General features: G+C 60.0%; 26 protein-coding genes. 11 read left to right on the forward strand and 15 right to left on the reverse strand.

All coding sequences use genetic code 11. The features are described 5' to 3' along the window. Nucleotides 1-49: 49 nt before the first annotated feature. Nucleotides 50-1,156 carry a glycine betaine/L-proline ABC transporter permease ProW gene (gene proW / locus CRO23_RS04925; protein ID WP_016929847.1) on the reverse strand — a complete coding sequence of 369 codons (1,107 nt, stop codon included), beginning with the start codon at nt 1,154-1,156 and terminating at the stop codon, nt 50-52. Then, the gene (gene proV, locus CRO23_RS04930; RefSeq protein WP_016929846.1) at nt 1,149-2,351 is read right to left on the reverse strand and encodes a glycine betaine/L-proline ABC transporter ATP-binding protein ProV; all 1,203 of its coding nucleotides are present in this window, start codon (nt 2,349-2,351) and stop codon (nt 1,149-1,151) included. Before proV ends, proW begins: the two co-directional genes overlap by 8 nt. A gap of 126 nt (nt 2,352-2,477) precedes the next feature. Here proV and CRO23_RS24865 point away from each other — a divergent pair, with 126 nt between their 5' ends. Then, on the forward strand, nt 2,478-2,741 hold the full coding sequence (locus CRO23_RS24865) for a hypothetical protein (protein ID WP_127897172.1): 264 nt from the start codon (nt 2,478-2,480) through the stop codon (nt 2,739-2,741). Nucleotides 2,742-2,757: 16 nt separating this feature from the next. Here the strand turns inward: CRO23_RS24865 and CRO23_RS04935 are convergent, their stop codons facing one another. Beyond that, nucleotides 2,758-3,444 (reverse strand): response regulator, encoded by a 687-nt coding sequence (locus CRO23_RS04935; RefSeq protein ID WP_033639541.1) that lies wholly within the window; start codon nt 3,442-3,444, stop codon nt 2,758-2,760. Between the two features lie 32 nt (nt 3,445-3,476). Next, nucleotides 3,477-5,069, reverse strand: coding sequence for an ATP-binding protein (locus CRO23_RS04940; protein ID WP_033639542.1), 1,593 nt, complete (start codon nt 5,067-5,069; stop codon nt 3,477-3,479). Nucleotides 5,070-5,395: 326 nt separating this feature from the next. On the opposite strand from CRO23_RS04940, the gene CRO23_RS04945 reads away from it, so the two are divergent. Continuing rightward, a complete protein-coding gene (locus CRO23_RS04945) occupies nt 5,396-6,751 on the forward strand; it encodes a 2-hydroxycarboxylate transporter family protein (RefSeq protein WP_016929843.1) in 1,356 nt (451 codons plus the stop codon). Nucleotides 6,752-6,849: 98 nt separating this feature from the next. On the opposite strand, the gene CRO23_RS04950 is transcribed toward CRO23_RS04945, so the two are convergent. Further along, nucleotides 6,850-7,821 (reverse strand): patatin-like phospholipase family protein, encoded by a 972-nt coding sequence (locus CRO23_RS04950; RefSeq protein WP_079452317.1) that lies wholly within the window; start codon nt 7,819-7,821, stop codon nt 6,850-6,852. Between the two features lie 206 nt (nt 7,822-8,027). Here CRO23_RS04950 and CRO23_RS04955 point away from each other — a divergent pair, with 206 nt between their 5' ends. Continuing rightward, on the forward strand, nt 8,028-8,972 hold the full coding sequence (locus CRO23_RS04955) for an MBL fold metallo-hydrolase (protein ID WP_049300417.1): 945 nt from the start codon (nt 8,028-8,030) through the stop codon (nt 8,970-8,972). A gap of 12 nt (nt 8,973-8,984) precedes the next feature. Here the strand turns inward: CRO23_RS04955 and CRO23_RS04960 are convergent, their stop codons facing one another. Continuing rightward, on the reverse strand, nt 8,985-9,878 hold the full coding sequence (locus tag CRO23_RS04960) for a LysR family transcriptional regulator (protein WP_048795850.1): 894 nt from the start codon (nt 9,876-9,878) through the stop codon (nt 8,985-8,987). 102 nt (nt 9,879-9,980) lie between these two features. Here CRO23_RS04960 and CRO23_RS04965 point away from each other — a divergent pair, with 102 nt between their 5' ends. From CRO23_RS04965 to CRO23_RS04980, 4 genes are all read left to right on the forward strand, one after another. Then, entirely contained in the window at nt 9,981-10,721 is a 741-nt protein-coding gene (locus CRO23_RS04965; RefSeq protein ID WP_016929839.1) for an SDR family oxidoreductase, read from the forward strand. 64 nt (nt 10,722-10,785) lie between these two features. Beyond that, nucleotides 10,786-10,980, forward strand: coding sequence for a DUF1289 domain-containing protein (locus CRO23_RS04970; RefSeq protein WP_097101474.1), 195 nt, complete (start codon nt 10,786-10,788; stop codon nt 10,978-10,980). A gap of 77 nt (nt 10,981-11,057) precedes the next feature. Further along, nucleotides 11,058-11,345, forward strand: a complete 288-nt coding sequence (locus CRO23_RS04975) for a CopG family ribbon-helix-helix protein (RefSeq protein WP_033639547.1) — start codon at nt 11,058-11,060, stop codon at nt 11,343-11,345. Beyond that, nucleotides 11,345-11,632 carry a type II toxin-antitoxin system RelE/ParE family toxin gene (locus CRO23_RS04980; protein WP_097101476.1) on the forward strand — a complete coding sequence of 96 codons (288 nt, stop codon included), beginning with the start codon at nt 11,345-11,347 and terminating at the stop codon, nt 11,630-11,632. The genes CRO23_RS04975 and CRO23_RS04980 overlap by 1 nt, the downstream gene beginning before the upstream one ends. Nucleotides 11,633-11,675: 43 nt before the next feature. On the opposite strand, the gene nrdF is transcribed toward CRO23_RS04980, so the two are convergent. The 5 genes from nrdF to CRO23_RS05005 form a co-directional block, all read right to left on the reverse strand. Beyond that, nucleotides 11,676-12,647, reverse strand: coding sequence for a class 1b ribonucleoside-diphosphate reductase subunit beta (gene nrdF / locus CRO23_RS04985; protein WP_033639549.1), 972 nt, complete (start codon nt 12,645-12,647; stop codon nt 11,676-11,678). An 8-nt stretch (nt 12,648-12,655) separates the two neighbouring features. Then, nucleotides 12,656-14,800 (reverse strand): class 1b ribonucleoside-diphosphate reductase subunit alpha, encoded by a 2,145-nt coding sequence (gene nrdE / locus CRO23_RS04990; RefSeq protein ID WP_072009650.1) that lies wholly within the window; start codon nt 14,798-14,800, stop codon nt 12,656-12,658. Further along, on the reverse strand, nt 14,782-15,186 hold the full coding sequence (gene nrdI, locus CRO23_RS04995) for a class Ib ribonucleoside-diphosphate reductase assembly flavoprotein NrdI (RefSeq protein WP_004928930.1): 405 nt from the start codon (nt 15,184-15,186) through the stop codon (nt 14,782-14,784). The genes nrdE and nrdI overlap by 19 nt, the downstream gene beginning before the upstream one ends. 9 nt (nt 15,187-15,195) lie before the next feature. Continuing rightward, a complete protein-coding gene (gene nrdH / locus CRO23_RS05000) occupies nt 15,196-15,426 on the reverse strand; it encodes a glutaredoxin-like protein NrdH (RefSeq protein WP_004928934.1) in 231 nt (76 codons plus the stop codon). Between the two features lie 494 nt (nt 15,427-15,920). After that, on the reverse strand, nt 15,921-16,229 hold the full coding sequence (locus CRO23_RS05005) for a DUF883 family protein (RefSeq protein WP_004928950.1): 309 nt from the start codon (nt 16,227-16,229) through the stop codon (nt 15,921-15,923). A 229-nt stretch (nt 16,230-16,458) separates the two neighbouring features. Here CRO23_RS05005 and asr point away from each other — a divergent pair, with 229 nt between their 5' ends. Beyond that, nucleotides 16,459-16,809, forward strand: coding sequence for an acid resistance repetitive basic protein Asr (gene asr, locus CRO23_RS05010; protein WP_004928953.1), 351 nt, complete (start codon nt 16,459-16,461; stop codon nt 16,807-16,809). Nucleotides 16,810-17,004: 195 nt separating this feature from the next. Here asr and CRO23_RS05015 read toward each other — a convergent pair whose 3' ends face one another. Then, nucleotides 17,005-17,385, reverse strand: a complete 381-nt coding sequence (locus CRO23_RS05015; protein ID WP_016929834.1) for a DUF4440 domain-containing protein — start codon at nt 17,383-17,385, stop codon at nt 17,005-17,007. After that, entirely contained in the window at nt 17,382-18,764 is a 1,383-nt protein-coding gene (locus tag CRO23_RS05020; protein ID WP_097101479.1) for an MFS transporter, read from the reverse strand. The genes CRO23_RS05015 and CRO23_RS05020 overlap by 4 nt, the downstream gene beginning before the upstream one ends. Nucleotides 18,765-18,869: 105 nt before the next feature. Here CRO23_RS05020 and CRO23_RS05025 point away from each other — a divergent pair, with 105 nt between their 5' ends. The 3 genes from CRO23_RS05025 to CRO23_RS05035 all read left to right on the forward strand — a co-directional run bounded on the left by CRO23_RS05025 (nt 18,870) and on the right by CRO23_RS05035 (nt 21,479). After that, entirely contained in the window at nt 18,870-19,775 is a 906-nt protein-coding gene (locus CRO23_RS05025) for a LysR family transcriptional regulator (RefSeq protein ID WP_016929832.1), read from the forward strand. A gap of 90 nt (nt 19,776-19,865) precedes the next feature. Continuing rightward, nucleotides 19,866-21,038 carry an MFS transporter gene (locus CRO23_RS05030; protein WP_016929831.1) on the forward strand — a complete coding sequence of 391 codons (1,173 nt, stop codon included), beginning with the start codon at nt 19,866-19,868 and terminating at the stop codon, nt 21,036-21,038. Between the two features lie 102 nt (nt 21,039-21,140). Continuing rightward, nucleotides 21,141-21,479, forward strand: a complete 339-nt coding sequence (locus tag CRO23_RS05035) for a DUF2002 family protein (protein ID WP_016929830.1) — start codon at nt 21,141-21,143, stop codon at nt 21,477-21,479. A 25-nt stretch (nt 21,480-21,504) separates the two neighbouring features. Here the strand turns inward: CRO23_RS05035 and CRO23_RS05040 are convergent, their stop codons facing one another. Continuing rightward, nucleotides 21,505-21,951 (reverse strand): DUF1198 family protein, encoded by a 447-nt coding sequence (locus tag CRO23_RS05040; RefSeq protein ID WP_025303978.1) that lies wholly within the window; start codon nt 21,949-21,951, stop codon nt 21,505-21,507. 67 nt (nt 21,952-22,018) lie between these two features. Then, entirely contained in the window at nt 22,019-22,354 is a 336-nt protein-coding gene (locus tag CRO23_RS05045; RefSeq protein WP_004928976.1) for an MbeD/MobD family mobilization/exclusion protein, read from the reverse strand. Nucleotides 22,355-22,489: the final 135 nt, after the last annotated feature.

Here is a 22,489-nt window from a genome sequence, read left to right on the forward strand (position 1 = left end):
GTGGTGGTGTCATAGCCCGCCGGGGCCGCAGCCGCCGGCGGGAAAAGCGTCAGGCTTGCTTGATGAACGGGCGAGTCAGCAGCCCGATGGGGCCGCGGCGATACCAGCGGCCGATGCCTTTACTGCGGCGATCGCGCCCCAGCGATTGGGTGAGGCGATCGAGAATGATCGCCAGGATCACGATGCCGACCCCGCCGACGGCGGCCAGGCCCATGTCCAGCCGACCGATGCCGCGCAGCACCATCTGGCCCAAACCGCCGACGGCGATCATCGAGGCGATGACCACCATCGACAGCGCCAGCATCAGCGTCTGATTCACGCCGGCCATGATGGTCGGCATCGCCAGCGGCAACTGCACCTTGAACAGCAGCTGGCGCGGGCTGGCGCCGAAGGATTCGGCGGCCTCGATCAGATCCTCCGGCACCTGTTTGATGCCCAGAATGGTCAGACGCACGATCGGCGGCAGCGCGAAGATGATGGTGACCACCACGCCCGGCACGTTGCCGATGCCGAACAGCATGACGATCGGCACCAGGTAGACGAAGGCCGGGGTGGTTTGCATCGCGTCGAGCAGCGGTCTAATCACCTTGGCGGCGTGCTTGCTGCGCGCCAGCCAGATGCCGAGCGGCAGGCCGATAAGGATGCAGAAGAACAGCGCGGTCAGCACCAGCGCCAGCGTGACCATCGCCTGCGACCAGGCGCCAATGGCGCCGATGGCGATCAGGGAGAGCAGCGTCGCGGCGCCCATGCCGAGGCCCGAGACCTGCCAGGCGAGCAGCGAGAACACCAGAATGGCGATCGGCGCCGGCATGCCCAGCAGCAATTGCTGGAAGCCGCTCAGGATCATGTCCACCGGCACGCGGATGCCCTGGAACAGCGGGCGGAAGTGCAGCACCAGCCAGTCGATGCCTTGCGTGACCCAGGTGTCGAACGGCACCCAGGCTTTGTGGAACGGATCGAGCAGGCTGAAGTGCTCCGGCTGCGCCGGGGCGCCGCTGAGCCAATCGGCGCTTTGCCCGGCGGCGTCATGAGCGGCCGGCGGCGGCGCGCTGGACCAGGCGTCGCCGGCGTTGGCGGCGGCATCGCTGGCAGGTGCGGAGCCGGTATCGGCCGCTGCGGTAGCCCAGGGATCTTGGGTTTGCGTGGTATCACTCATTGGTTGAGCCCTCCTTGTCCAACGCCTGCAGCAGCATGGCCTTGGAGATGATGCCGAGATAGTTATGTTCTTCGCTCACCACCGGCACCGCGCACGGCGCCTGGGCGACCAGGGAAATCAGATCGCTGAGCGGCGTGTCGGCCGGCACGGCGGCGGGGGCCTCGAGCAGGGCATCGTCCAGCGTTTGATTGGCGGACAGCGCTTTTTTCAGCGACTCTATCGACACCACGCCGATAAATTTCTTCCCGCGTTCAACAACATAACCATAATCACGGTCCTCATCACGCAGCAGCTGCAGCGCCGAGCGAGGGCCAAAACCGGGGGTTTTGCGGATCAGCGTCACCGGGCGCCGTTGGGCGATATCCTTGGCGCTGAACACATGACTGATGTCCACGCCGCGGAAGAAGGTGCGCACATAGTCGTTGGCCGGGTTGTTCAGGATCTCGTCCGGCGTGCCGACCTGGATCACCTCACCGCCCTGCATGATGGCGATGCGATCGCCGATGCGCATCGCTTCGTCCAGATCGTGGGAGATAAACACGATGGTGCGCTGATGCTGAGCCTGTAATTTCACCAGCTCATCCTGCATTTCGGTGCGAATTAACGGATCGAGCGCCGAGAAGGCTTCGTCCATCAATAATATATCCGGGTTATTGGCCATCGCGCGGGCTAATCCCACGCGCTGACGCATGCCGCCGGATAATTCATCCGGATAAGACAGCGCATAATTCTCCAGCCCGACCTGACGCAGGGCGTCCAGCGCTTTTTCCTGGCGTTCCTGCAGCGGTATTCCGGCTAATTCCATGCCAAAGGCGGTATTATTCAGAACATTCATGTGCGGCATCAGCGCGAATGACTGAAATACCATGCTGATCTTATTTCGCCGCACGGTGCGCAGCGCGGTGTCGGATATTTTGGCGATGTCCTCACCGTCGATCAGCACCTGACCGCGGGTGGGTTCTATCAGACGATTGAGAAGGCGTACCAGGGTGGACTTGCCGGAACCGGAGAGCCCCATGATGACAAATATCTCGCCTTCTTCAATGGCCAGAGTGGCGTCTTTTACGCCGAGCGATAAGCCGGTTTTTTCAAACAGCCGATCTTTTGTCAGACCTTTATCCAGTAGTTTGAATGCGCGTTCCGGGTGCTCGCCAAATATCTTATACAGGTTCTTTACTTCGAGTTTAATTGCCATGCAATTTGCTGTTTCCTCTGGTTTAATTAACGCGTTATGGGCTGTCCTTAGCAAAATAAAAGAGCTTTTTACCCTAACACAGTGAATATCTGAGACAACCCTCAATGTCATTTAAATGGGATATTAGTGGTTTACATCAAGGTTTTAATTAGTTATGGTAATTTGGCCCGTGACTCAAAATTGACGGCCATTATTCGCCATAATGGTTTGGTTTTTGGGGAAATAATACGGTGTGGCGCAGAGAGATATTTGGGCGCCGCGCCTGCCGTTCGGATAATAAAAAACCCGACCAGAGGCCGGGCAAAAGTCATCAGTATTTCATCAGTTTTAACGACAGGTGCCGATATCGAGGGGGATATCGTCGAGCGTCATGTTATCGCCTTAGTATGACAGCCAGATGGCAGCCTCAGGCCTTGCGGTACAGCCGCCGCGGATGGCCGATATTGCCGTACAGCATCTCCACCCGCACGAACTGGGTGGCGACGCAATATTCCAGATAACGGCGGGCGGTGGTCTTGCTGATGCCGACTTGCTCAACCACGTCTTCCACCGCATGCGCCACCGCCGGCTGGGCGATAAACAGCGCCTGCACCAGCTCGAGGGTATTGGTTTCGATGCCTTTGGCGCTCGGCTCGCTGGAGAACTGCTTCGACTGCAGGTTGTACAGCGCATCGACGTTGTCCTGATCGATGATCTTGAAGGTGCGCTGGGTCTGCACGAACTGCATGAAGCGTTCGAGCGAATTGCGCAGTCGCTTATAGGACACCGGCTTGATGATGTAATCGAAAGCGCCGTTGCGGATCGCCTGGCTGCAGGTATGCATGTCGCTGGCGGCGGTGATGAAGATCACCGAACAGGCGGGGTTCTTCACCGCCGGCTCTTCCATCAGCTCGATGCCCTGGCCGTCCGGCAGGAAGTTATCCAGCAGGATCAGCCGCGGCTGATGCGCGTTGGCTTTGGCCCGCGCTTCGGCCAGCGTGGCGGCGTAGGCCACCACCCGCAGGTTGAAATTTTTCTCGATGAACTCTGCGTGCAGCGTCGCCAGTTGCGGCTCATCTTCCACGATCAGAACGTCCAGTGTTAGGTGTGACATAATCGGGTGCTCAAAAAATCGGGTTATGGGTTTTATTTAGGGATAAATATAGAGAATATCGCGCCGTGCGGCTCGTTGTCCGACACTTCTATGCTGCCGTGCGCCTGCGCCACATGGCTGGCGACCAGATGCAGGCCGATGCCGTGGTCGCTTTTATCCGCTTTGGTGGTGACGCCCTGTTCAAACAGCGTATCACGAATCTCCTCGGCGATGCCGGTGCCGCGATCCGCCACCTCGATCACCAGCTCGTCGCTGCCGTCGCTGATATAGAGTTCGATCGCGTCGTGCGGCGCCGGGCAGTGCAGCGTCGCTTCCACCGCATTATCCAGCAGATTGCCGACGATCGACATCAGTTCGGTCTCATTCAGCGCCGCCGGGATCTGCCGCAGCTGGCAGGCCGGATCGAAGCGCAGCTCGATGCCTTTTTCTCTGGCGCTGGAATATTTGCCCAGCAGCAGGCCGCACAGCGCCGCCGAACTGAAGCGCTGCGAGATGAAATCGAGGATCTCCTGCGCGCCCTCCGACTGGGCTTCCACATAGCGGATGGCCTCGTCGTAGCGCTGCATATGCAGCAGCCCGGCCAGCGTGGCGGTCCAGTTCAGCTGCTCGTGGCGCATGATGCGCAGATTGTCGGCATAGCGTTTCACCTGGCTGAGCTGGCTGCTCAGCGTATTGATATCGTTCTTGTCGCGGAAGCTGATCACCCAGCCTTGCAGCTCCTGCTCCTGCATGATGCGCACCCGGCTGGCGATCACCCGCACGTGGTTGAAGCGGCACACCTCGTCGTGCGTATCCTGGCCCAGTTGCGCGGCGGCGAAGAAGTCCGGCTGCGCCTGGATCACGTCGCCGATCGGCCGGCCCAGCAAGCTGGCGGCGGGCTGGTGCAGATCCAATAGCTCGCGCGCCGCATGGTTGATGGTGATGATCCGCAATTGCGGATCGATGGCGATCACGCCCTCATAAATGGCTTCCAGCAGCGCTTTTTGCTGGCGCACCAGCAGCGCGATCTCTTTCGGTTCCAGCCAGAACATCTGGCGCTTGAGATTTTTCGACAGCAGCCAGGAAAAAACGAACAGGGCGATCAGCAGCAGAACGATGGAGCCGATAATTTGCGTCAACGTCCTGGCATTTAAATTATCGATGTGCGATTTCAAATAGCCGACGGAAACGATGCCGATCACGTGATTATTTTCATCCAGGATCGGCGCCTTGCTGCGCAATGAAACGCCAATGCCGCCCTTGCGAATGGAAATAATGCTTTTCCCTTCCAGCACCTCTTTATTATCGCCGCCGATCATCGGCGTGCCCAAGCGGCCTTCGTATTCGGAATGATAAAGATGGCGGGCATGATTATCGCCGATGACGATATAACTGGCGTCGCTGCTGGCGCGGATTTTTTTCATCAGCGCGGCAATTCTGGCGGCGTCGTGTTTTTCCACCGCGTCCACCAGCGAAGGGATAAGGGCGATTTCCCGCGCCTGCACCTGGGCGCGGGCGCCGAGATCGCGGTGCAGTTGCGCATCCAGCTGGTAATAGGTGTAGGCGCCGATACAGGTCAGCAGCAGGCAGGAGAAGGCCACCAGGCACAGAAACAGTTTGATTTGAAATGAGAGTTTGAGGCGCATGGCGGAGCTTCACCGTAAAGAGATCCTGAAGCCTTACCCTATCACGAGAAGCGGGGTCTGTAATATTGCGCCCGATCAACTTGTGATCCCTCACACGGGATTAGAGTGAACCGGACGAGAATTGTTCGCCTGCGATAAAATTGATAAGCTTTAAAATAAAAACGGTATTAACACCATTAAAACCACGTCGATTTTTACATAATCTTAATTAACCCCATAGAAACCATAACCACCATTAAAAACCCTTTTTAACTTTGAACATAATCACAGCAGATAATCCGTGCGCTTCTCTATGATGGCTGAACAAACTAATAAGAGGCCAGATTATGAGCACAACAGATGATTCTTACCTCGTAGCCAAAGACAAGACCGCCGATATTCCTCTGCGTGAGAAATGGTGGCGGATACTGGACAATTATAAAGTAGGGATTATTCCGTTACCGTTCTTTATTCTGGCCGGCGTATTGATTCTGCTCGACTGCCTGGAAGGCAAATTGCCGAGCGATATCGTGGTGATGGTGGCCACCCTGGCGTTCTTCGGTTTCGCCTGCGGCGAATTCGGCAAACGGCTGCCGTTGATCGGCAAAATGGGCGCGGCGGCAATCTGCGCCACCTTCATTCCTTCCGCGCTGGTGCACTATGGCCTGTTGCCGGACGTGGTGGTGGAGTCGACCACCAAGTTCTACAAATCGACCAACATTCTTTATCTCTACATTTGCTGCATCATCGTCGGCAGCATCATGAGCATGAACCGCCAGGTGCTGATCCAGGGCTTCCTGCGCATCTTCATTCCGATGCTGTGCGGCGAGATCGTCGGCATGCTGGTGGGGATGGGCGTCGGCATGGCGCTGGGCCTGGAGCCGTTCCAGATCTTCTTCTTCCTGATCCTGCCGATCATGGCCGGCGGCGTGGGTGAAGGGGCGATCCCGCTGTCGATGGGCTACGCGGCGATCCTGCACATGGAGCAGGGCGTGGCGTTGGGGCGCATTCTGCCGATCGTGATGCTCGGCAGCCTGACCGCCATCGTCATCGCCGGCCTGCTCAACCAACTGGGCAAGCGTTATCCGCACCTGACCGGCGAAGGCAGCCTGATGCCGAGCAAGCAGGGCGACAGCGGCATGAACGCGGTGGAAAAAATCAGCGGCAAGGTGGACGTCAGCACCATCGCCTGCGGCGCGTTGCTGGCTATTCTGCTGTATATGGTGGGCATGCTGCTGCATCGCCTGATTGGCCTGCCGGCGCCGGTGGGCATGCTGTTCGCCGCCGTGGCGGTGAAGCTGGCGCACGGGGTATCGCCGCGCATTCAGGAAGGCTCGCAGGTGGTGTACAAATTCTTCCGCACCGCCGTGACTTATCCGATCCTGTTCGCGGTCGGGGTGGCCATCACGCCGTGGCAGGAGCTGGTGGATGCGTTCACCGTCCAGAATCTGATCGTGATCGTCACGACCGTCAGCGCGCTGGTGGCGACCGGTTTCTTCGTCGGCAAGAAAATCGGCATGCACCCTATCGACGTGGCGATTGTCTCCTGTTGCCAGAGCGGGCAGGGCGGCACCGGCGACGTCGCGATCCTCACCGCCGGCAACCGCATGTCGTTGATGCCGTTCGCCCAGATCGCTACGCGTATCGGGGGCGCTATCAACGTCTCGCTGTCGCTGCTGGTGTTGGCCAAGTTCTTCGTATAACTCCTATAAATCCTTAGCGTTACTTTGCCTTTCCCCGCCCCCGCGGGGATTTTTTTTGCCCGCGCGCCGGCCAGACGCGCGGGCAAGGGGAACGCCGGTTATGCCGCCTGTTTCATGGCGGCGTCGTACCAGGCGAAGTAGCGCTCTACGCCGCGGCGGCCGGATTCGATCAGCGCGCGTTTCTTCTCCTCGCTGATGCCGAACTCCAGCGTGCCGACGTCGAGCGTGTCGACATACACGGTGCGCTTCCAGTCGTCGCTGTCCAGATGCACCTTGGTTTGGATGTCCAGCATCACGTTGGCCACCGCCAGGGTGAAATCAAACAGGTTGTTGACCGGCGTGCGCGGGCCGGCCTGACCGGCGGCCTGGGCGATTTCACCGGCGGAGTCCAGGCGAAGGCCCAGGGTGCGGGTGTTGATGCGCTGGCTGGAGACGTCGATGTAAGGCGGCGTGGCGGAGAAGTCATAGTCGAATAGCCGCACCGGGTAGTTGTCGATCATGCCGCCATCGATGCACAGGTCGCCCAGGGTATTGTTCTTCGCCACGAAGGCGAACGGGAACGACATCGAAATGCGCAGGCCGTCCGCCACTTTCATGCGCGGCGTAGTGCGGTGCGAATAAACTTCGCGTTGGCCGCTGTTGAGGTTGGCGCCGATAAAGTAAATCGACTTGAACCCTTTCGCCGCCTTCATCGCTTCGAACTGCTCGAAGGTGATATCCGGGTTGCCGGTATATTGCTTGATAATATCGCGTGACCATTGATAGAAATAATCGCCGGGCGCGATGCCGTATTGATTGAACAGGCGATAGGCGTCCTGGAGCGTACCGAAAAAGCCGCCGTTATAATCGAGGAATTTTTTAAAATCCATCGCCGACAGAATTTTGGTTACGTCCGCCGAGCTGCAGCCCAGGCCGACCAGCAGCGCGGCGATGGCGCCCGCCGAGGCGCCGGAGGTTTGCTTGATCTGCGGCATGATGCCTTTGGCTTCCAGCAATTCCAGCGCGCCGCCATAGGCGATGCCTTTTACGCCGCCGCCTTCAAAGACCAGATTTTCGAATTGATAGTTCATGATATTTCCTCACTCTTGATTTAGGGAGTAAGAAAAATAACCAAGTCGCGAACCGGAAAATATTGATTGGGGTTGTGTGAGTCGGCAAACAAAATTATTCATAATAAATATATTGTTTATATATTTATCAAAGGCATTTATTAAACAGGCGCATCGGGCTTTTTGCGTCAATACTTAGCGCTGTTCAATTCTCGCAAGGAGTCATCATGTTCTGGAAACGTTGTCTGCTGGGCGCGGCGCTGGCCGTTATGTCATTACAGGCCGGGGCCGCCGCGCCGCAGGCCAAAACCCCGACGCCGGGATTTTACCGCATCATGCTGGGCAGTTTTGAAGTGACCGCGTTATCCGACGGCATCATTCGCCTGCCGGCGGACAAACTGTTGCTGAACACCACGCCGCAGCAGATCGCCGCCGGGTTGGCCGAGCGGCATCAAAGCCTGCCGGTGGTCACCTCGGTCAATGCCTATCTGATCAATACCGGCGACAAGCTGGTGATGATCGACAGCGGCGCCGGCCAACTGCTGGGCGACGGCCTGGGCAAGCTGGTGGATAACCTGCGTGCGGCGGGCTACCAGCCGGAGCAGGTGGATGAGATCTACCTGACCCACATGCACCCGGACCACCTCGGCGGCCTGACGCACGACGGCAAGGCGGTATTCCCCAATGCGGTGGTGCGCGCCGCCAGCCAGGACGCGGACTTCTGGCTGAGCGCGGACCAACTGAAACAGGCCAGCGCAGGCAGTAAAAGCAACTTCGAACGGGCCCAGGCGGCGATCAAGCCATACCAGGCGATGGGCCACTTTAAGCCGTTCAGCGGCGACGGTGAACTGTCGCCGGGCATTGCCGCCTTCGCCGCCCACGGCCATACGCCGGGGCACAGCGTGTATCAGGTGACCAGCCAGGGCAAGAAGCTGTTGCTGTTGGGGGATCTGATCCACGTGGCGGCGGTGCAGTTGCCGCATCCGAAGGTGGCTATCAGCTTTGATAGCGACGCCAAGGCGGCTGTCGCTCAGCGGCTGCGGATATTTGGCGACAGCGCGCGGCAGAGCGAACTGGTCGGTGGCGCACACCTGTCGTTCCCGGGGTTGGGGTATCTGAACCGCCAGGGCGACGGTTACACCTGGGTGCCGTTGAACTACGGCGCGCTGTAACGCCCGCTCTCGTTATCGGTTCCGCTCGGCGAACACCCGGCTGAACCAGTCGAGAAACACGCGCACCCGCGGTGACAGCTGGCGGTTGCGCGGATAAAGCAGCGAGACCGGCATCGGAGGAGAAGGCCAATCCGGCAGCAGCGGCAACAGGCTGCCGTCGGCCAGATCGCCGCGCAGGTGATAGCGCGGCACCTGAATGATGCCCAGTCCGGCGCGGGCGGCGGCGACCAGGCTCTCCGCCGCGGTGACCGACACCGTCGCCGGCAGCGTGACGGGTTGCGCTTGTCCCGCCACCGTGAACGCCAGCGGCATCAGCGCGCCGGTCGCCGAAGAGCGAAAGCCCACCATGCGGTGATGGCGCAGATCGTCCAGGCTTTGCGGCGTGCCGAAGCGCTGCAGGTAGGCCGGGGCGGCGCAGGTCACCTCTTCCAGCTCGCCCAGGCGGCGCGCCACCATGTCGCTGTCCCGCAGTTTGCCGACGCGCACCACGCAGTCGATGCCTTCCCGCAGCGCGTCCACCAGCCGATCGCCTTCGCTCATATAAAGCTCGATATCCGGGTATTGCGCCAAAAAATCCGGCAAATCGGGCAACAGAAAATGGCGCGCCAGCGTGCCGTGCACGTCGATGCGCAGCAATCCGCGCGGTTTGGCGCCGGCGAACGCCATCTCCGCTTCTTCGATGTCCGCCAGAATGCTCAGACAACGCTGATAGTAGGCTTCGCCATCCAGCGTCGGGCTGACGTGGCGGGTGGTGCGTTGCAGCAGCCTGACCTGCAGTCGGGCTTCGAGCTGTTTGATAGCGTCGGTCACGGTGGATCGCGGCAGGTTCAGATCCTGCGCCGCCTGGGTGAAGCTGCGTTGTTCTACCACGCGGGTGAACAGGCGCATGGCGTCGATTCTGTCCATAATTGTTCGTTTACTTCGGATAGTGATAACGAAGAATAGGGGATTATTCGCCATGCCGAAAGGTGCATGATGACTGTACATTAACCCGATGAGGAGATATCCATGAATCACGCGACTCAACGCGTCGCCATCGTCACTGGCGCATCCCGCGGCATCGGCGCGGCCATCGCCGAGCGTCTGGCCGCCGATGGCTTTACCGTCATCATCAACTATTCAGGCAATCCGGCGCCGGCCGATGAGCTGGTGGGCAAGATAGAACAGCGCGGCGGCCGCGCCTTGAGTGTCAAGGCCGACGTCAGCGATGCGGCTGCGGTCGCCCAACTGTTCGACAGCGCCGAACGGGCGTTTGGCGGCGTCGACGTGCTGGTCAATAACGCCGGGGTGATCGCGCTGGCGCCGGTGGCGGACATGCGTGATGAAGATGCGGATCGCCTGCTCGACATCAACCTGAAAGGCAGCTTCAATGCGATGCGCGAGGCGGCGAAGCGCCTGCGCGACAACGGCCGCATCATCAACTTCTCCTCCAGCGTGGTGGGGTTGCTGCAGCCGGGGTACGGCATGTATGCCGCCAGCAAGGCGGCGATCGAAGCGCTGACCAGCGTGCTGGCGAAAGAGCTGCGCGGCCGCAATATCACGGTGAACGCCGTCGCGCCGGGGCCGACCGCCACCGGCTTATTCCTCGACGGCAAAACCCCGGAGCTTATCGAGCGGCTGGCGAAGATGGCGCCGTTGGAACGTCTGGGCACGCCGGACGATATCGCCGCGGCGGTGGCTTTCCTCGCCGGGGCAGACGGCGGCTGGATCAATGGCCAAACCCTGCGCGCCAACGGCGGCATCATCTGATTGGCGACGCGCCGCCGCAGGATCGGGTATCCTGTGGCGGAACATATCACATCAAGGGCAACGTATGGCGGGCCACACTCAGCAATCCCATCCTGGCGTCAGATCGCCCTGCGTCAGCCTGTGCCGGATCGACGACGAAACCCAGCAGTGCCGCGGATGCCGGCGCTCGCGGGCGGAGATCGCCGCCTGGCCGACCGCCAGCGACGCGGAGAAACGCGCTATTTGGCGGCGGCTTGAGCTGCGTCAATCGGTGAAATAATCCTCTGCATTATTGCGCTGTCAGACTTCATGTAGCACAATTGAGCTACATGTGATTGACCGACGTTAGGAGCGATTATGTCGACGACGACCATTCGTATTCCAGATGAGCTTAAAGCCCGAGTCGCTGCCGTCGCCGAGCAGGTAGGCGTCACGTCTCACAGCTTTATTTTGCAGGCAATAGCGGAGAAAACGCAGCAAGAAGAGTTGCGCCGTGACTTTGAGAATGAAGCGGAAAAACGCTATGCCAAGATAATTGCGACGGGAGAGACGGTCTCTTGGAAAGAGATGCGCGGTTATTTGGAAAATTACGCAGCGGGTGATACTGCCGCTGTCAAACCTCCTGTTAAAAAACTGGGACGCTGATGGCAAATGTCGAGTTGGCGCCAGAGGTCAGGGATGATATCGAACGTGTTCTCGCTCATTTGGCTCAGTATGGCGCTGCGGATTCAGGGCGGCGCATTCAGGAAATCATCCAGGCAATTGCGGTATTGGAACATAATCCATTGATCGGACGGTCACTTGGCGCAGGGCTGCGTGAATTGATTATTGGGCAGCAAGCTCGCGGTTATTTGGCGCTCTACAAATACATTCCTGATATCGATACGGCGTTTGTTCTGGCGATCCGCAGTCAGAAAGAACAAGGGTATTGAATGCACGATACCGGCCTGAAAGACCGGCATCGCTGTCATGTCCTCAGAAATCCCAGTCCTCATCCTCGGTGTTGACCGCCTTGCCGATGACGTAAGACGAACCTGAACCGGAGAAGAAGTCGTGGTTTTCGTCGGCGTTCGGCGACAGCGCCGACAGGATCGCCGGGTTGACCTCCGCCATCGCCGGCGGGAACAGCGCTTCATACCCCAGGTTCATCAGCGCCTTGTTGGCGTTATAGTGCAGGAAGGTCTTCACGTCTTCCGTCCAGCCGACGCCGTCGTACAGCTCCTCGGTGTAACGCACCTCGTTGTCGTACAGATCCTGCATCAGGTCGAAGGCAAAGTTTTTCACCTGCTGGCGCCGCGCGGCGTCCACTTTCTCCAGCCCTTTCTGGAACTTATAGCCGATATAGTAGCCGTGCACCGCCTCGTCGCGAATGATCAGGCGGATCAGATCGGCGGTGTTGGTCAGTTTGGCGCGGCTGGACCAGTACATCGGCAGGTAAAAGCCCGAATAGAACAGGAACGACTCGAGGAACACGCTGGCGACCTTTTTCAGCAGCGGATCGTCGCTGCGGTAGTGCGCCAGAATGATGCCGGCTTTCTTCTGCAGCGCGCGGTTTTCCTCGCTCCAGCGATAGGCGTCATCCACGTCCGGCGTTTGGCACAGGGTGGAGAAGATTGAGCTGTAAGAGCGGGCGTGCACCGCCTCCATAAAGCTGATGTTGGAGTACACCGCCTCTTCGTGCGGCGTCAGCGCATCGGCGATCAGGGCCGGCGCGCCGACGGTGTTCTGGATGGTGTCCAACAGCGTCAGCCCGGTAAATACCCGAATGGTCAGCTGCTGCTCCTTCGGCGTCAGCGTGGCCCAGGAGGGGATATCGTTGGACAGCGGCACCTTTTCCGGCAGCCAGAAGTTGGAGGTCAGGCGGTTCCATACCTCCAGATCCTTGTCGTCTTCGATGATGTTCCAGTTGATGGCGCGCACCAGCGGCGCCGATGTTACGGTCGTCATAAGTTGCCTCACAGCGCGCAGGACACGCAGCCCTGCACCTCGGTGCCTTCCAGCGCCATCTGGCGCAGGCGGATGTAGTAAATGGTCTTGATGCCTTTGCGCCAGGCGTAGATCTGCGCGCGGTTGATGTCGCGGGTGGTGGCGGTATCGCGGAAGAACAACGTCAGCGACAGCCCCTGATCGACGTGTTGCGTCGCGGCGGCATAGGTATCGATGATTTTTTCCGGGCCAATCTCGTAGGCATCCTGGTAATACGCCAGGTTGTCGTTGGTCATGTACGGCGCCGGGTAGTAAACGCGGCCGATCTTGCCTTCCTTGCGGATCTCGATGCGCGAGACGATCGGATGGATGCTGGAGGTGGCGTTGTTGATGTACGAGATGGAGCCGGTCGGCGGCACCGCCTGCAGATTCTGATTGTACAGCCCGTGCATCATCACCGACTGACGCAGCGCGCGCCAGTCGTCGCGGCCCGGAATGGCGATGCCGGCGGCGGCGAACAGCTCGCGCACCCGCTCGGTCTGCGGCAGCCAGTCGCGCTCGGTGTACTTGTCGAAGTACTCGCCGCTGGCATAGCGAGAGTGCTCAAAGCCGTCAAAGGCGCCGCCGCGCTCGATCGCCAGCCGGTTAGAGGCGCGGATGGCGTGATAGGCCACGGTATAGAAATAGAGATTGGTGAAGTCGATGCCTTCTTCCGAGCCGTAGAAGATGCGCTCGCGCGCCAGGTAACCGTGCAGGTTCATCTGGCCCAGACCGATGGCGCGGGCGCTGCGGTTGCCTTCGGCGATCGACGGCACCGAGCGGATATCGCTCATGTCGGCCACCGCGGTCAGCGCGCGGATCGCGGTCTCGATCGCCTTGCCGAAGTCCGGCGCGTCCATGGTTTTGGCGATGTTCAACGAGCCGAGGTTGCAGGAGATATCCTTGCCGATGCGATCGTAGCTCAGATCCTCGTGATAGGTGCTGGCGCGGTTGACCTGCAGGATCTCCGAACACAGGTTGCTCATATTGATGCGCCCGGCGATCGGGTTCTCCCGGTTGACCGTGTCCTCGAACATCACGTAGGGGTAGCCGGATTCGAACTGGATCTCCGCCAGCACCTGGAAGAACTCGCGCGCGTTGATGCGCGACTTGCGGATGCGCTTGTCGTCCACCATCTCGCGGTACTTCTCGCTGACGGCAATCTCCGAAAACGGCACGCCATACACCCGTTCGACGTCGTAGGGCGAGAACAGGTACATTTCTTCGTTGTTCTTCGCCAGCTCGAAGGTGATATCCGGGATCACCACCCCCAGCGACAGCGTTTTGATGCGGATCTTCTCGTCGGCGTTTTCCCGCTTGGTATCGAGAAAACGCAGGATATCCGGGTGGTGGGCGTTGAGATACACCGCGCCGGCCCCCTGGCGCGCGCCGAGCTGGTTGGCGTAGGAGAAGGCGTCTTCGAGCATTTTCATGATCGGAATGACGCCGGAGGACTGGTTCTCGATGCGCTTGATCGGCGCGCCCACCTCGCGAATATTGCTCAGCATGAAGGCCACGCCGCCGCCGCGTTTCGACAGCTGCAGCGCGGAGTTCACCGCCCGGCCGATCGATTCCATATTGTCTTCGATGCGCAGCAGGAAGCAGGAGACCAGCTCACCGCGCTGGCGTTTGCCGCAGTTGAGGAAGGTCGGCGTGGCCGGCTGGAAGCGGCCGGAAATCATCTCTTCCACCAGATCCTGCGCCAGGGCGGTGTCGCCCGCCGCCAGCGTCAGCGCCACCATGCACACCCGGTCTTCGTAGCGTTCCAGATAGCGCTTGCCGTCGAAGGTTTTGAGCGTATAGCTGGTGTAGTACTTGAAGGCGCCGAGGAAGGTCTCGAAGCGGAATTTCTTGGCGTAGGCCTGTTGGAACAGCTGCTTGATAAACGGGAATTCGTACTGCGCCAGCACCTGCGGCTCGTAGTAGCCTTCTTCCACCAGATAGCGCAGCTTTTCCTCCAGGTTATGGAAGAACACGGTGTTTTGGTTGACGTGCTGCAGGAAGTAGTGCCGCGCCGCCAGCCGATCTTTATCGAACTGGATCCGGCCTTCCGCATCGTAAAGATTGAGCATCGCGTTGAGCGAATGGTAATCCAGCGCGCCCGTCTCGGGCCTGGTCAATTCTGTCGTTGCCAAAATGCGGTTACTCCCTGTCTAACGTTTTCAACGTCTTGCGTAGTGCCGAGCAGCTCGAAGCGGTACAAAAAAGGCACCTGGCATTTTTTGGCGATGATGTCGCCGGCGATGCCGTACGCTGCGCCGAAGTTGGTGTTCCCGGCGGCGATGACGCCGCGCAGGTATGAACGGTTTTGCGGAACGTTGAGAAAGCGGATCACCTGGATCGGCACCGCGCCGACGGCGCTGCCCCCGCCATAGCTGGGTACGATCAAGATATAGGGTTGTTCCATCAGCAATTTGCTGCGGGCGCCGGCGATCGGAATGCGGATCGCCGGCAGGCCCAGTTTCTCAACGAATCGGTGGGTGTTCTCCGAACTGCTGGAGAAATAGACCAGCGGATTCATCGCCGAGCCTCAGCAGGTGAGCGCCAGCGCGCCGATTTTGTCCGGCCGGAAACCGGACCAGTGATCGTCACCGGCGATAATCACCGGAACTTGCTGATAACCTAAGGATTTAACGTGGTTCAGCGCCTGCTGATCCTGGGTGAGGTCGATCACCTGATAATCAATCCCCTGTTTATCAAATGCGCGATAGGTGGCGTTGCACTGGACACAGTCCGGCTTACTGTAAATAATAATGCTCATGATTCGCATTTACCTTTAGGCTGAAGGAAAGGCGGACAAGTCAGATAACGGAGCATCGTTCCTGGCGTTTCTGACGGCGTTATCAACCGAACAACGGTCCCTGCGGCTGATAGATAAAATACTATATGTAGATATTTAATTTATCAACCACGCTATATATGGTGTTTTGTGGGGTTGGGTACGTAGACCGCGTCGGGGCTGGAAAAGGCGAGGGAAAAATTTTTTCGGGTGAGAAATTCTCCTCTCTCAGTGAAGAGGGGGAGTCGAGCGCATTCTGACGCATGCTGACGGCCAGACGATTGAAGGCGCTCTCTGATTAGCGCATCGACCATCCGGCGGGGCGGGGGTTACTGTCGGGGGGGCCAATTTCAGCCGGCGAGAGGAGGCGGAGCGGGCGGTACAGGGGCTGGCGCAGCTGTTTCGCACAAATTAAACGGCCCGCGATTTCCGCGGGCCAGACGCACATCTGTTTTATCTTTATGACTGCAGGGGTGTTAACGCCGGGCCAGCAGCACGCCGAGCACGATGCCGACGGCGGCACCGATCCCTACGCCCTGCCAAGGTTTGTCACGCACATAGCTGTCGGCTTGATCGACCGCGTCGCGCGCATGCTGTGTCAGACTGGTGGAGCCATTGAACCGCGCCCGGGCGTCGCGCAGCACGCCTTTCGCCTTGCTGTGCAGCTCTTTCAGTTCCTCTTTGGTCTTGTCACCGGACTCGCGCAACACTTCATCCAGCGTATCGGCCAACAGAGTGACGTCCTGATCGATATCGCGTTCTGTTCTTTCCGCTTTCTTAAACATTCAGCTCTCCATTTCGACACATGTCTTTCAAGTGTAGACCATGCCGAGATTTGCGTGGCCGATCACGGAAAAAAACCGCCGTCACGCAGGTGTTTGCCGGCGCCTGGGCTTTGTACATTTGGTTACTCGGCGAAACCAATCACTCACGGAAGCGGCGGTTTGATTCCACTAGTATCTGTTTCAACGGCTCCACCGGAGCTTACCGAAACAACACTCTGAGGATTTAAAGATGAAAAAAGTATTAGCGCTGATCGTTGCTGCCACTATGGGTCTGTCTTCTGTTGCTTTCGCTGCTGATACCGCAGCTACTGCTCCGGCTACCACCACCGCACCAGCTGCGACCACCACCACCGCTGCGCCAGCGGCTGCTGCTGAAAAAGCGCCAGCTAAAGCAACGCACCACAAGAAAGCCAAGCACCACAAAAAAGCGCCAGCCCAGAAAGCTCAGGCCGCTAAAAAGCACCACAAAAAAGCGCCAGCTCAGAAAGCCCAGGCTGCTAAAAAACACCACAAAAAAGCGCCAGTGCAGAAAGCTCAGGCCGCTAAAAAACACCACAAAAAAGCCGGTAAAAAAGCTTAATTAAGTGATGTTTGCGGAACCGGAACGTTCCGCACGCTCCAGTCCGTACTCCAGACACCCGGTTCTTCCGGGTGTCTTCTTTTGAGGCGACGCACGATGATCAATCGCTATCTGTTTGAAGTTATTTTCAGCGCGGTAACCCTGTGCGGGGTGATCGTCGGTTGGGAACTGTTTTTGGCCGGCAGCTTCCTGTGATCATTGCGCCGCGGCGGTTTCGTGCAAATGCCGCCAGCCGAGCGCGTTGGGCTGACGTTCAAATACCACCGTGGAGTAGCGCAGCGTAGCGCTTTGTCCCGGCAGACTCTGTTTTTCCCGGTAGCTGACTACCGCGCCCGTCGGCCATTCGGCCACCAGCTTCATCTCTTCTATCTCGATTTCCAAACCCGGTTTGGCGGCGCGATGCGCGTGGAAAAAAGCGCACAGCGCGGTGAAATCCAGCGGAGCGCCGTTCAGCGCGATCATGCTGAAATCCGGCGTAAAGCGCGCCAGCAGCGCCTGCTCTTCTCCGGTCCCTTTGCCCAGCCAGCGTTCAATGGCGATGTGGGCGTCGATCACTTCGGTAAAATACGGGTTCATAAAGCATCCTGTTGAGCGTTGAGTTGGCGCACGATGGCGCGGTTGGCGAGGCGCAGGCACAGCAGCAGCGGGATGAGTACGCTGGCGCCCGCCAGAATGAAGCAGGTGCGGTAAGCCGTCGCGGGCGGCAACACGGCCAGCAGCAGATTCAGCAGCAGGCTGAGCAGCGCCACGCCGAGGCAAAAACTGAGTTGGCGGTTGATATTCCACAGCGCGCTGGCGTCCGCCAGCTGAGCGTCGGGGATCTGCAGGAACGCGCTGCTCTGCGCGGTGCTGCTGCACAGGCTGCCGCCGAACCCCATCAGGGCAAAGGCGGCGATCTGCAACGCGTGCTGCCCGGCCTGATCGATCTGCGCCAGCGTCAGCATGCCGATGCCTTGCAACAGACAGCCGACGATCAGCAGCGGCCGCGGGCCGAGGCGGTTAAAGGTTTTGCCGGTCAGCGTGATGGCCAGGAACGACGCCAGCGCCCAGGGCAGCATCAGGCCGCCGACCTGTGCGGCGGGCATGCCCAGCTGGTTTTGCAGATACAGCATCGCCACCAGGCTGACGCCGATGAACAGGCCGGGAATACACAAATAAACCGCCATGGCGTTGCGCAGCAGCGGATCGGCGACCAGCCGCAGGTTCAGCAGCGGCTGCGGGGTACGCAGGCTATGGCGCAGATAAGAGGCCAGCACCAGCAGGCCGGCAGCCAGCAGCGCCGCACCGGAAACCTGATGGCCGGCTTCGCTCAGCCGGGTCAGGCCGAGCAGCAGCAGCGTCAGCGCCGCGCAGGCGCTCAGTAATCCTGTCGCGTCGAGCGGTTTGCGCGCCGCTGTCGGCGCTTCCGCGCGCAGCCACAGCGCCGCCAGCGCCAGGGCCAAGGCCGCCAGCGGCAGGTTGGCGAAAAACACCCAGCGCCAGTCCAACCGATCGACGAGCCAGCCGCCCAGCGCCGGTGACAGCGCCGGCGCCAGCAGCCCCACCAACATGATGGCCGCCGACAGCCCGGCGCGTTCATGGCTGCGGTACAGCTGATAGGTCAGCGTCTGGCCGATGGGGATCAGCAAGCCGCCGCCCATGCCCTGCAGGGTGCGCCAGCCGATCAGCGCGCCGATGCTGTCGGCGTTGCCTGCGCCGAGGGTGGCCAGCATGAACAGCGCCAGCGACAGCAGAAATACTCGCCGTCCGCCGATGCGCTGCGCCAGCCAGGCGCTGAGCGGGATCACCAGCGTCAGGCCGAGAATATAGCCGTTGCTGACCCACGCCAGTTGGCTGACCGATGCTCGCATCGCCTGGCCGATGGCGGGGTAGGCGACATTGGCGATAAACATATTGATCAGATCGACGAAAAAGCCGAGCAGATAGACGATTGCCACTTTGCTGCGATAAGACATGGTGCCTCCGGTTGAAGGCGAGCAGTGTATCGGGGGGAAAAGTGCGGATAAATCGGCGGCGGGCGATTACACTGTCAAAATGATTTTGACAATAAGGGCGGCGAAATGCTGAATTTGCAGCGTCTGGCGATCTTCGCGGCGGTGGTGGAAGCGGGCAGCTTTACCGCGGCGGCGGCGGCGCTGGGGCAAACCAAGGCGGTGGTGAGCTTTAACGTCAAGCAACTGGAGAATGAGCTGGGGGTGTCACTGCTGGCGCGCAGCACCCGACGATTGTCGCTGACCGATGCCGGCGAACGCTTCTATCAGCGCAGCCAGCAATTGTTGCAGGAGGCGGAAAACGTGCTGGACGACGTGCGACGCGATCATCACGGGCTGAGCGGCGTGCTGCGCATCACCAGCACGCCGGAGTACGGCGCGCAGGTGGTGGCGCCGGCGCTGGCGGCGTTTTCGCGCCAGCATCCGCGCCTGCGTATCCAGCATGTGTCTTCTTCCTATCATGCCGATCTGATTTCGGAGCGCTTCGACGTGGCGATCCGCTTGGGCCAGCTGGCGGATTCCAGCCACCGCGCGGCGCTAATTGACAGCTTCGCCATTTTTCCGGTGGCGTCGCCGGATTATCTGGCCGAGCAGCCGATTCATTCGCTGACGGATCTGGCGCAGGCGCAGTGGATCGCCCACAGCCGGCTCAGTTCGCCGCTCAGTTGGCAGGTGGTCACGCCGCAGCGCGAAGCGGTGCTGTTCAAGGTCGCGGACGCCGCCACGCTTACCGGCGACAGCGCCGCGGCATTGCTGGCGTTCGCCCTGCATGGCGCCGGGGTGGCGCTGCTGCCGGCGTGGCTGGCGCAGCCCGACATCGATGCCGGCAGGTTGCAGCGGTTGCTGCCGGATCACCGTTTCCCCGAGCAGAGCATCTATGCGCTCTACCCGAATACCCGTCACGTGCCGGAAAAGGTGCGGGCGTTTATCGATTTTCTGCGCGCGCGGGTGGCGGTAAAATCGTTAGCGAAATAATAATTCGTTATAACTCTCTCATTTATCATCAAATCTCATCGGGGTATGCTGGAACGCTTCGTCTACCCCGTCCGATGCGAGCCACCTTCGATGACCGCAGAAAATAACTTCCAACTGAACCGACGTATTTTGTCCGTGGTGATGTTCACCTTCGTCTGCTACCTGACCATCGGCCTGCCGCTGGCGGTGTTGCCGGGATTTGTTCATGACCACCTGGGCTACAACTCGGTGTTGGCGGGCCTTATCATCAGCGCGCAATACTTCGCCACGCTGTTCAGCCGCCCGCACGCCGGGCGTTACGCCGATCAGCTGGGGCCGAAGAAGGTGGTGCTGTTCGGCCTGGCGTGCTGCGGCGCCAGCGGCCTGTTTTACGCGCTGGCGTTCGGCGTTGACGGTTACCCGTGGCTCAGCCTGCTGTTGCTGTGCGTGGGGCGGGTGTTTCTCGGCGTCGGCGAAAGCTTCGCCAGCACCGGTTCCACACTGTGGGGCATCGGTCGGGTTGGGGCGATGCACACTGCGCGGGTGATCTCCTGGAACGGCGTCGCCACCTACGGCGCGATGGCGGCCGGCGCGCCGCTCGGCGTGTATCTGAACCAGCAGTGGGGATTGGCCGGGGTGGCGGCGCTGATTGTGCTGGCGGTCGCGGTGGCGCTGCTGTTGGCGAGCGGCAAGCCGGACGTCTCGATCGCGGCTGGGCAGCGCATCGCCTTCCGCGCGGTGTTCGGCCGCATCTGGGCCTATGGTCTCGGGCTGGCGATGGGCACCGTCGGCTTCGGCGTGATCGCCACGTTCATCACCCTTTACTACGCCGACAAAGGCTGGAGCGGCGCGGCGTTTTCGCTGACGCTGTTCAGCTGCGCCTTCGTCGGCATCCGCCTGATCTTCAGCAACGTCATTAACCGCCACGGCGGGTTGAAGGTGACGCTGGCGTCGTTTCTGGTCGAGATCGTCGGGCTGCTGTTGATCTGGCTGGCCGGCGAACCCTGGATGGTGCAAACCGGCGCGTTGCTGGCCGGCGCCGGTTTTTCGCTGGTGTTCCCGGCGCTGGGCGTTGAGGCGGTGAAACAGGTGCCGCCGCAGAATCAGGGCACGGCGCTCGGCACCTATTCGGCGTTCCTCGACCTGGCGTTGGGCATCACCGGCCCGCTGGCCGGGCTGCTTATTGGACAAGCGGGCGTGCCGTCGATTTATCTGGCGGCGGCGCTGCTGGTGGCGCTCGGGGTGCTGCTCACCCTGCGCCTGCTGCAGCGCCGCCGGGCCTGATTCAGGAATAGTCCGAAACCCGGATTCCTCCCCAGAAAATCATTGTTTCGGTGAATGATTACGGTAAGGTCGCTCAGCGGTCCAGAATGAGAGGAGGAATCGATGTATTTACGGCCGGATGAAGTGGCTAAAGTGTTGGAGAATACCGGCTTTGAGCGTGATTATGTCACCGATCAGGCCTATGGCTACCGCAAGGGTACGCATTATGTGTATGTGAATCGCGAAGCGCGGATGGGCAGAACCGCGTTGGTGATCCACCCGGCGCTGAAAGAGAGAAGCGTGCATTTCGCCACGCCGACCTCCCCGGTGCGCACCAGCGAGCAGTATCTGGAGTTTCCCCTGGATTTAAGCAGCGACGCCCCGAACCAGCGCTACGGCATCGCACACGGCTTCAGCTCGCGCGAAGCGCTGTCGCGCTACCTCTACAGCATGTTCCTGTAATCGGTCCCCCGCCCGGGGGACGCGATCAGCCGTGCGCCAACGCTTCGCGGTTGAAACGCTCGTTGTAGGCGCGGCGGAACTGCGCCAGTTCAAACGCATCGATATCCAGCTCGGCGAAGTAAAACAGCGCCGCTTCGGTGTGCTCGGCATGCAGCTCCGGCGACAACCCGGCGCGCAGCAGCACGTCGCGCCACAGGGCAATCTGTTCGTCGTCCGCCTGTTTGATGAACGTCAGGTAGATGAACAGCAGATAAGCCGCCTGGTGCATCTCTTCGGTGTAGCCGTTGTTCAGCATGCGGATAAAGGTCTGGCTTTGGCGGCCGCCCATTTCCTGGATCATCGATTCGATCAGCATCGGCTTGACCCTCAGCAGATGGGCCAGCGAATCGATGGCTTTGCGGGTGTCGGACGTCAAGATGCGGTAACCGATAATGAATACGACGATCAGGGCGGCGAGGATGATCCAGGTCATTTAGGCTTTATTACACTCTCAATACGCCAGAAGAGGGGCGGGAGGCGCTGTGCGACAGCGCCCGCTATCAATGCTGTTCGCCGCTGAAATTACCGACCGCGCTCTGTTGGCGCAGGTGGTGATTGAAGGTGGCCGCGTCTTTGGCCAGCGCGTCCAGATGGGCGCCGAGCATTTTGATCTGCTTGACCAGCGCATGCTGTTCCGGCACCGAACTGGCGGTGCTCAGTTTGCGCGCCAGTTGTTCATTCTGCGCCCGCAGCGCGGCTTCGCGCTGTTTGGCTTCTTCCAGCAGTTGCTGCAGCGCCTGGTAGCTCTGCTGCCATTCGCGGTGTTGCCGTTCGAAGCTGCTCTGCAACTCATTCATCGCATTTTGAAACTGGATTTCCAGCTCGCGCATTGTCATGGGCTCGATCCTTTGCGGCACTCAATGATGGCTTAGCAGTATAGCGAAAACTGTTCGCAAGCTCACCCGTTGACGACAAATGAGACACATGCCGCTGACAATTCCCGGCTTGCAACCGTGACAAGGCGTCTTACA

Origin of the sequence: Serratia sp. JKS296 (assembly GCF_900215445.1) — a bacterium.
GTDB lineage: Bacteria > Pseudomonadota > Gammaproteobacteria > Enterobacterales > Enterobacteriaceae > Serratia > Serratia marcescens.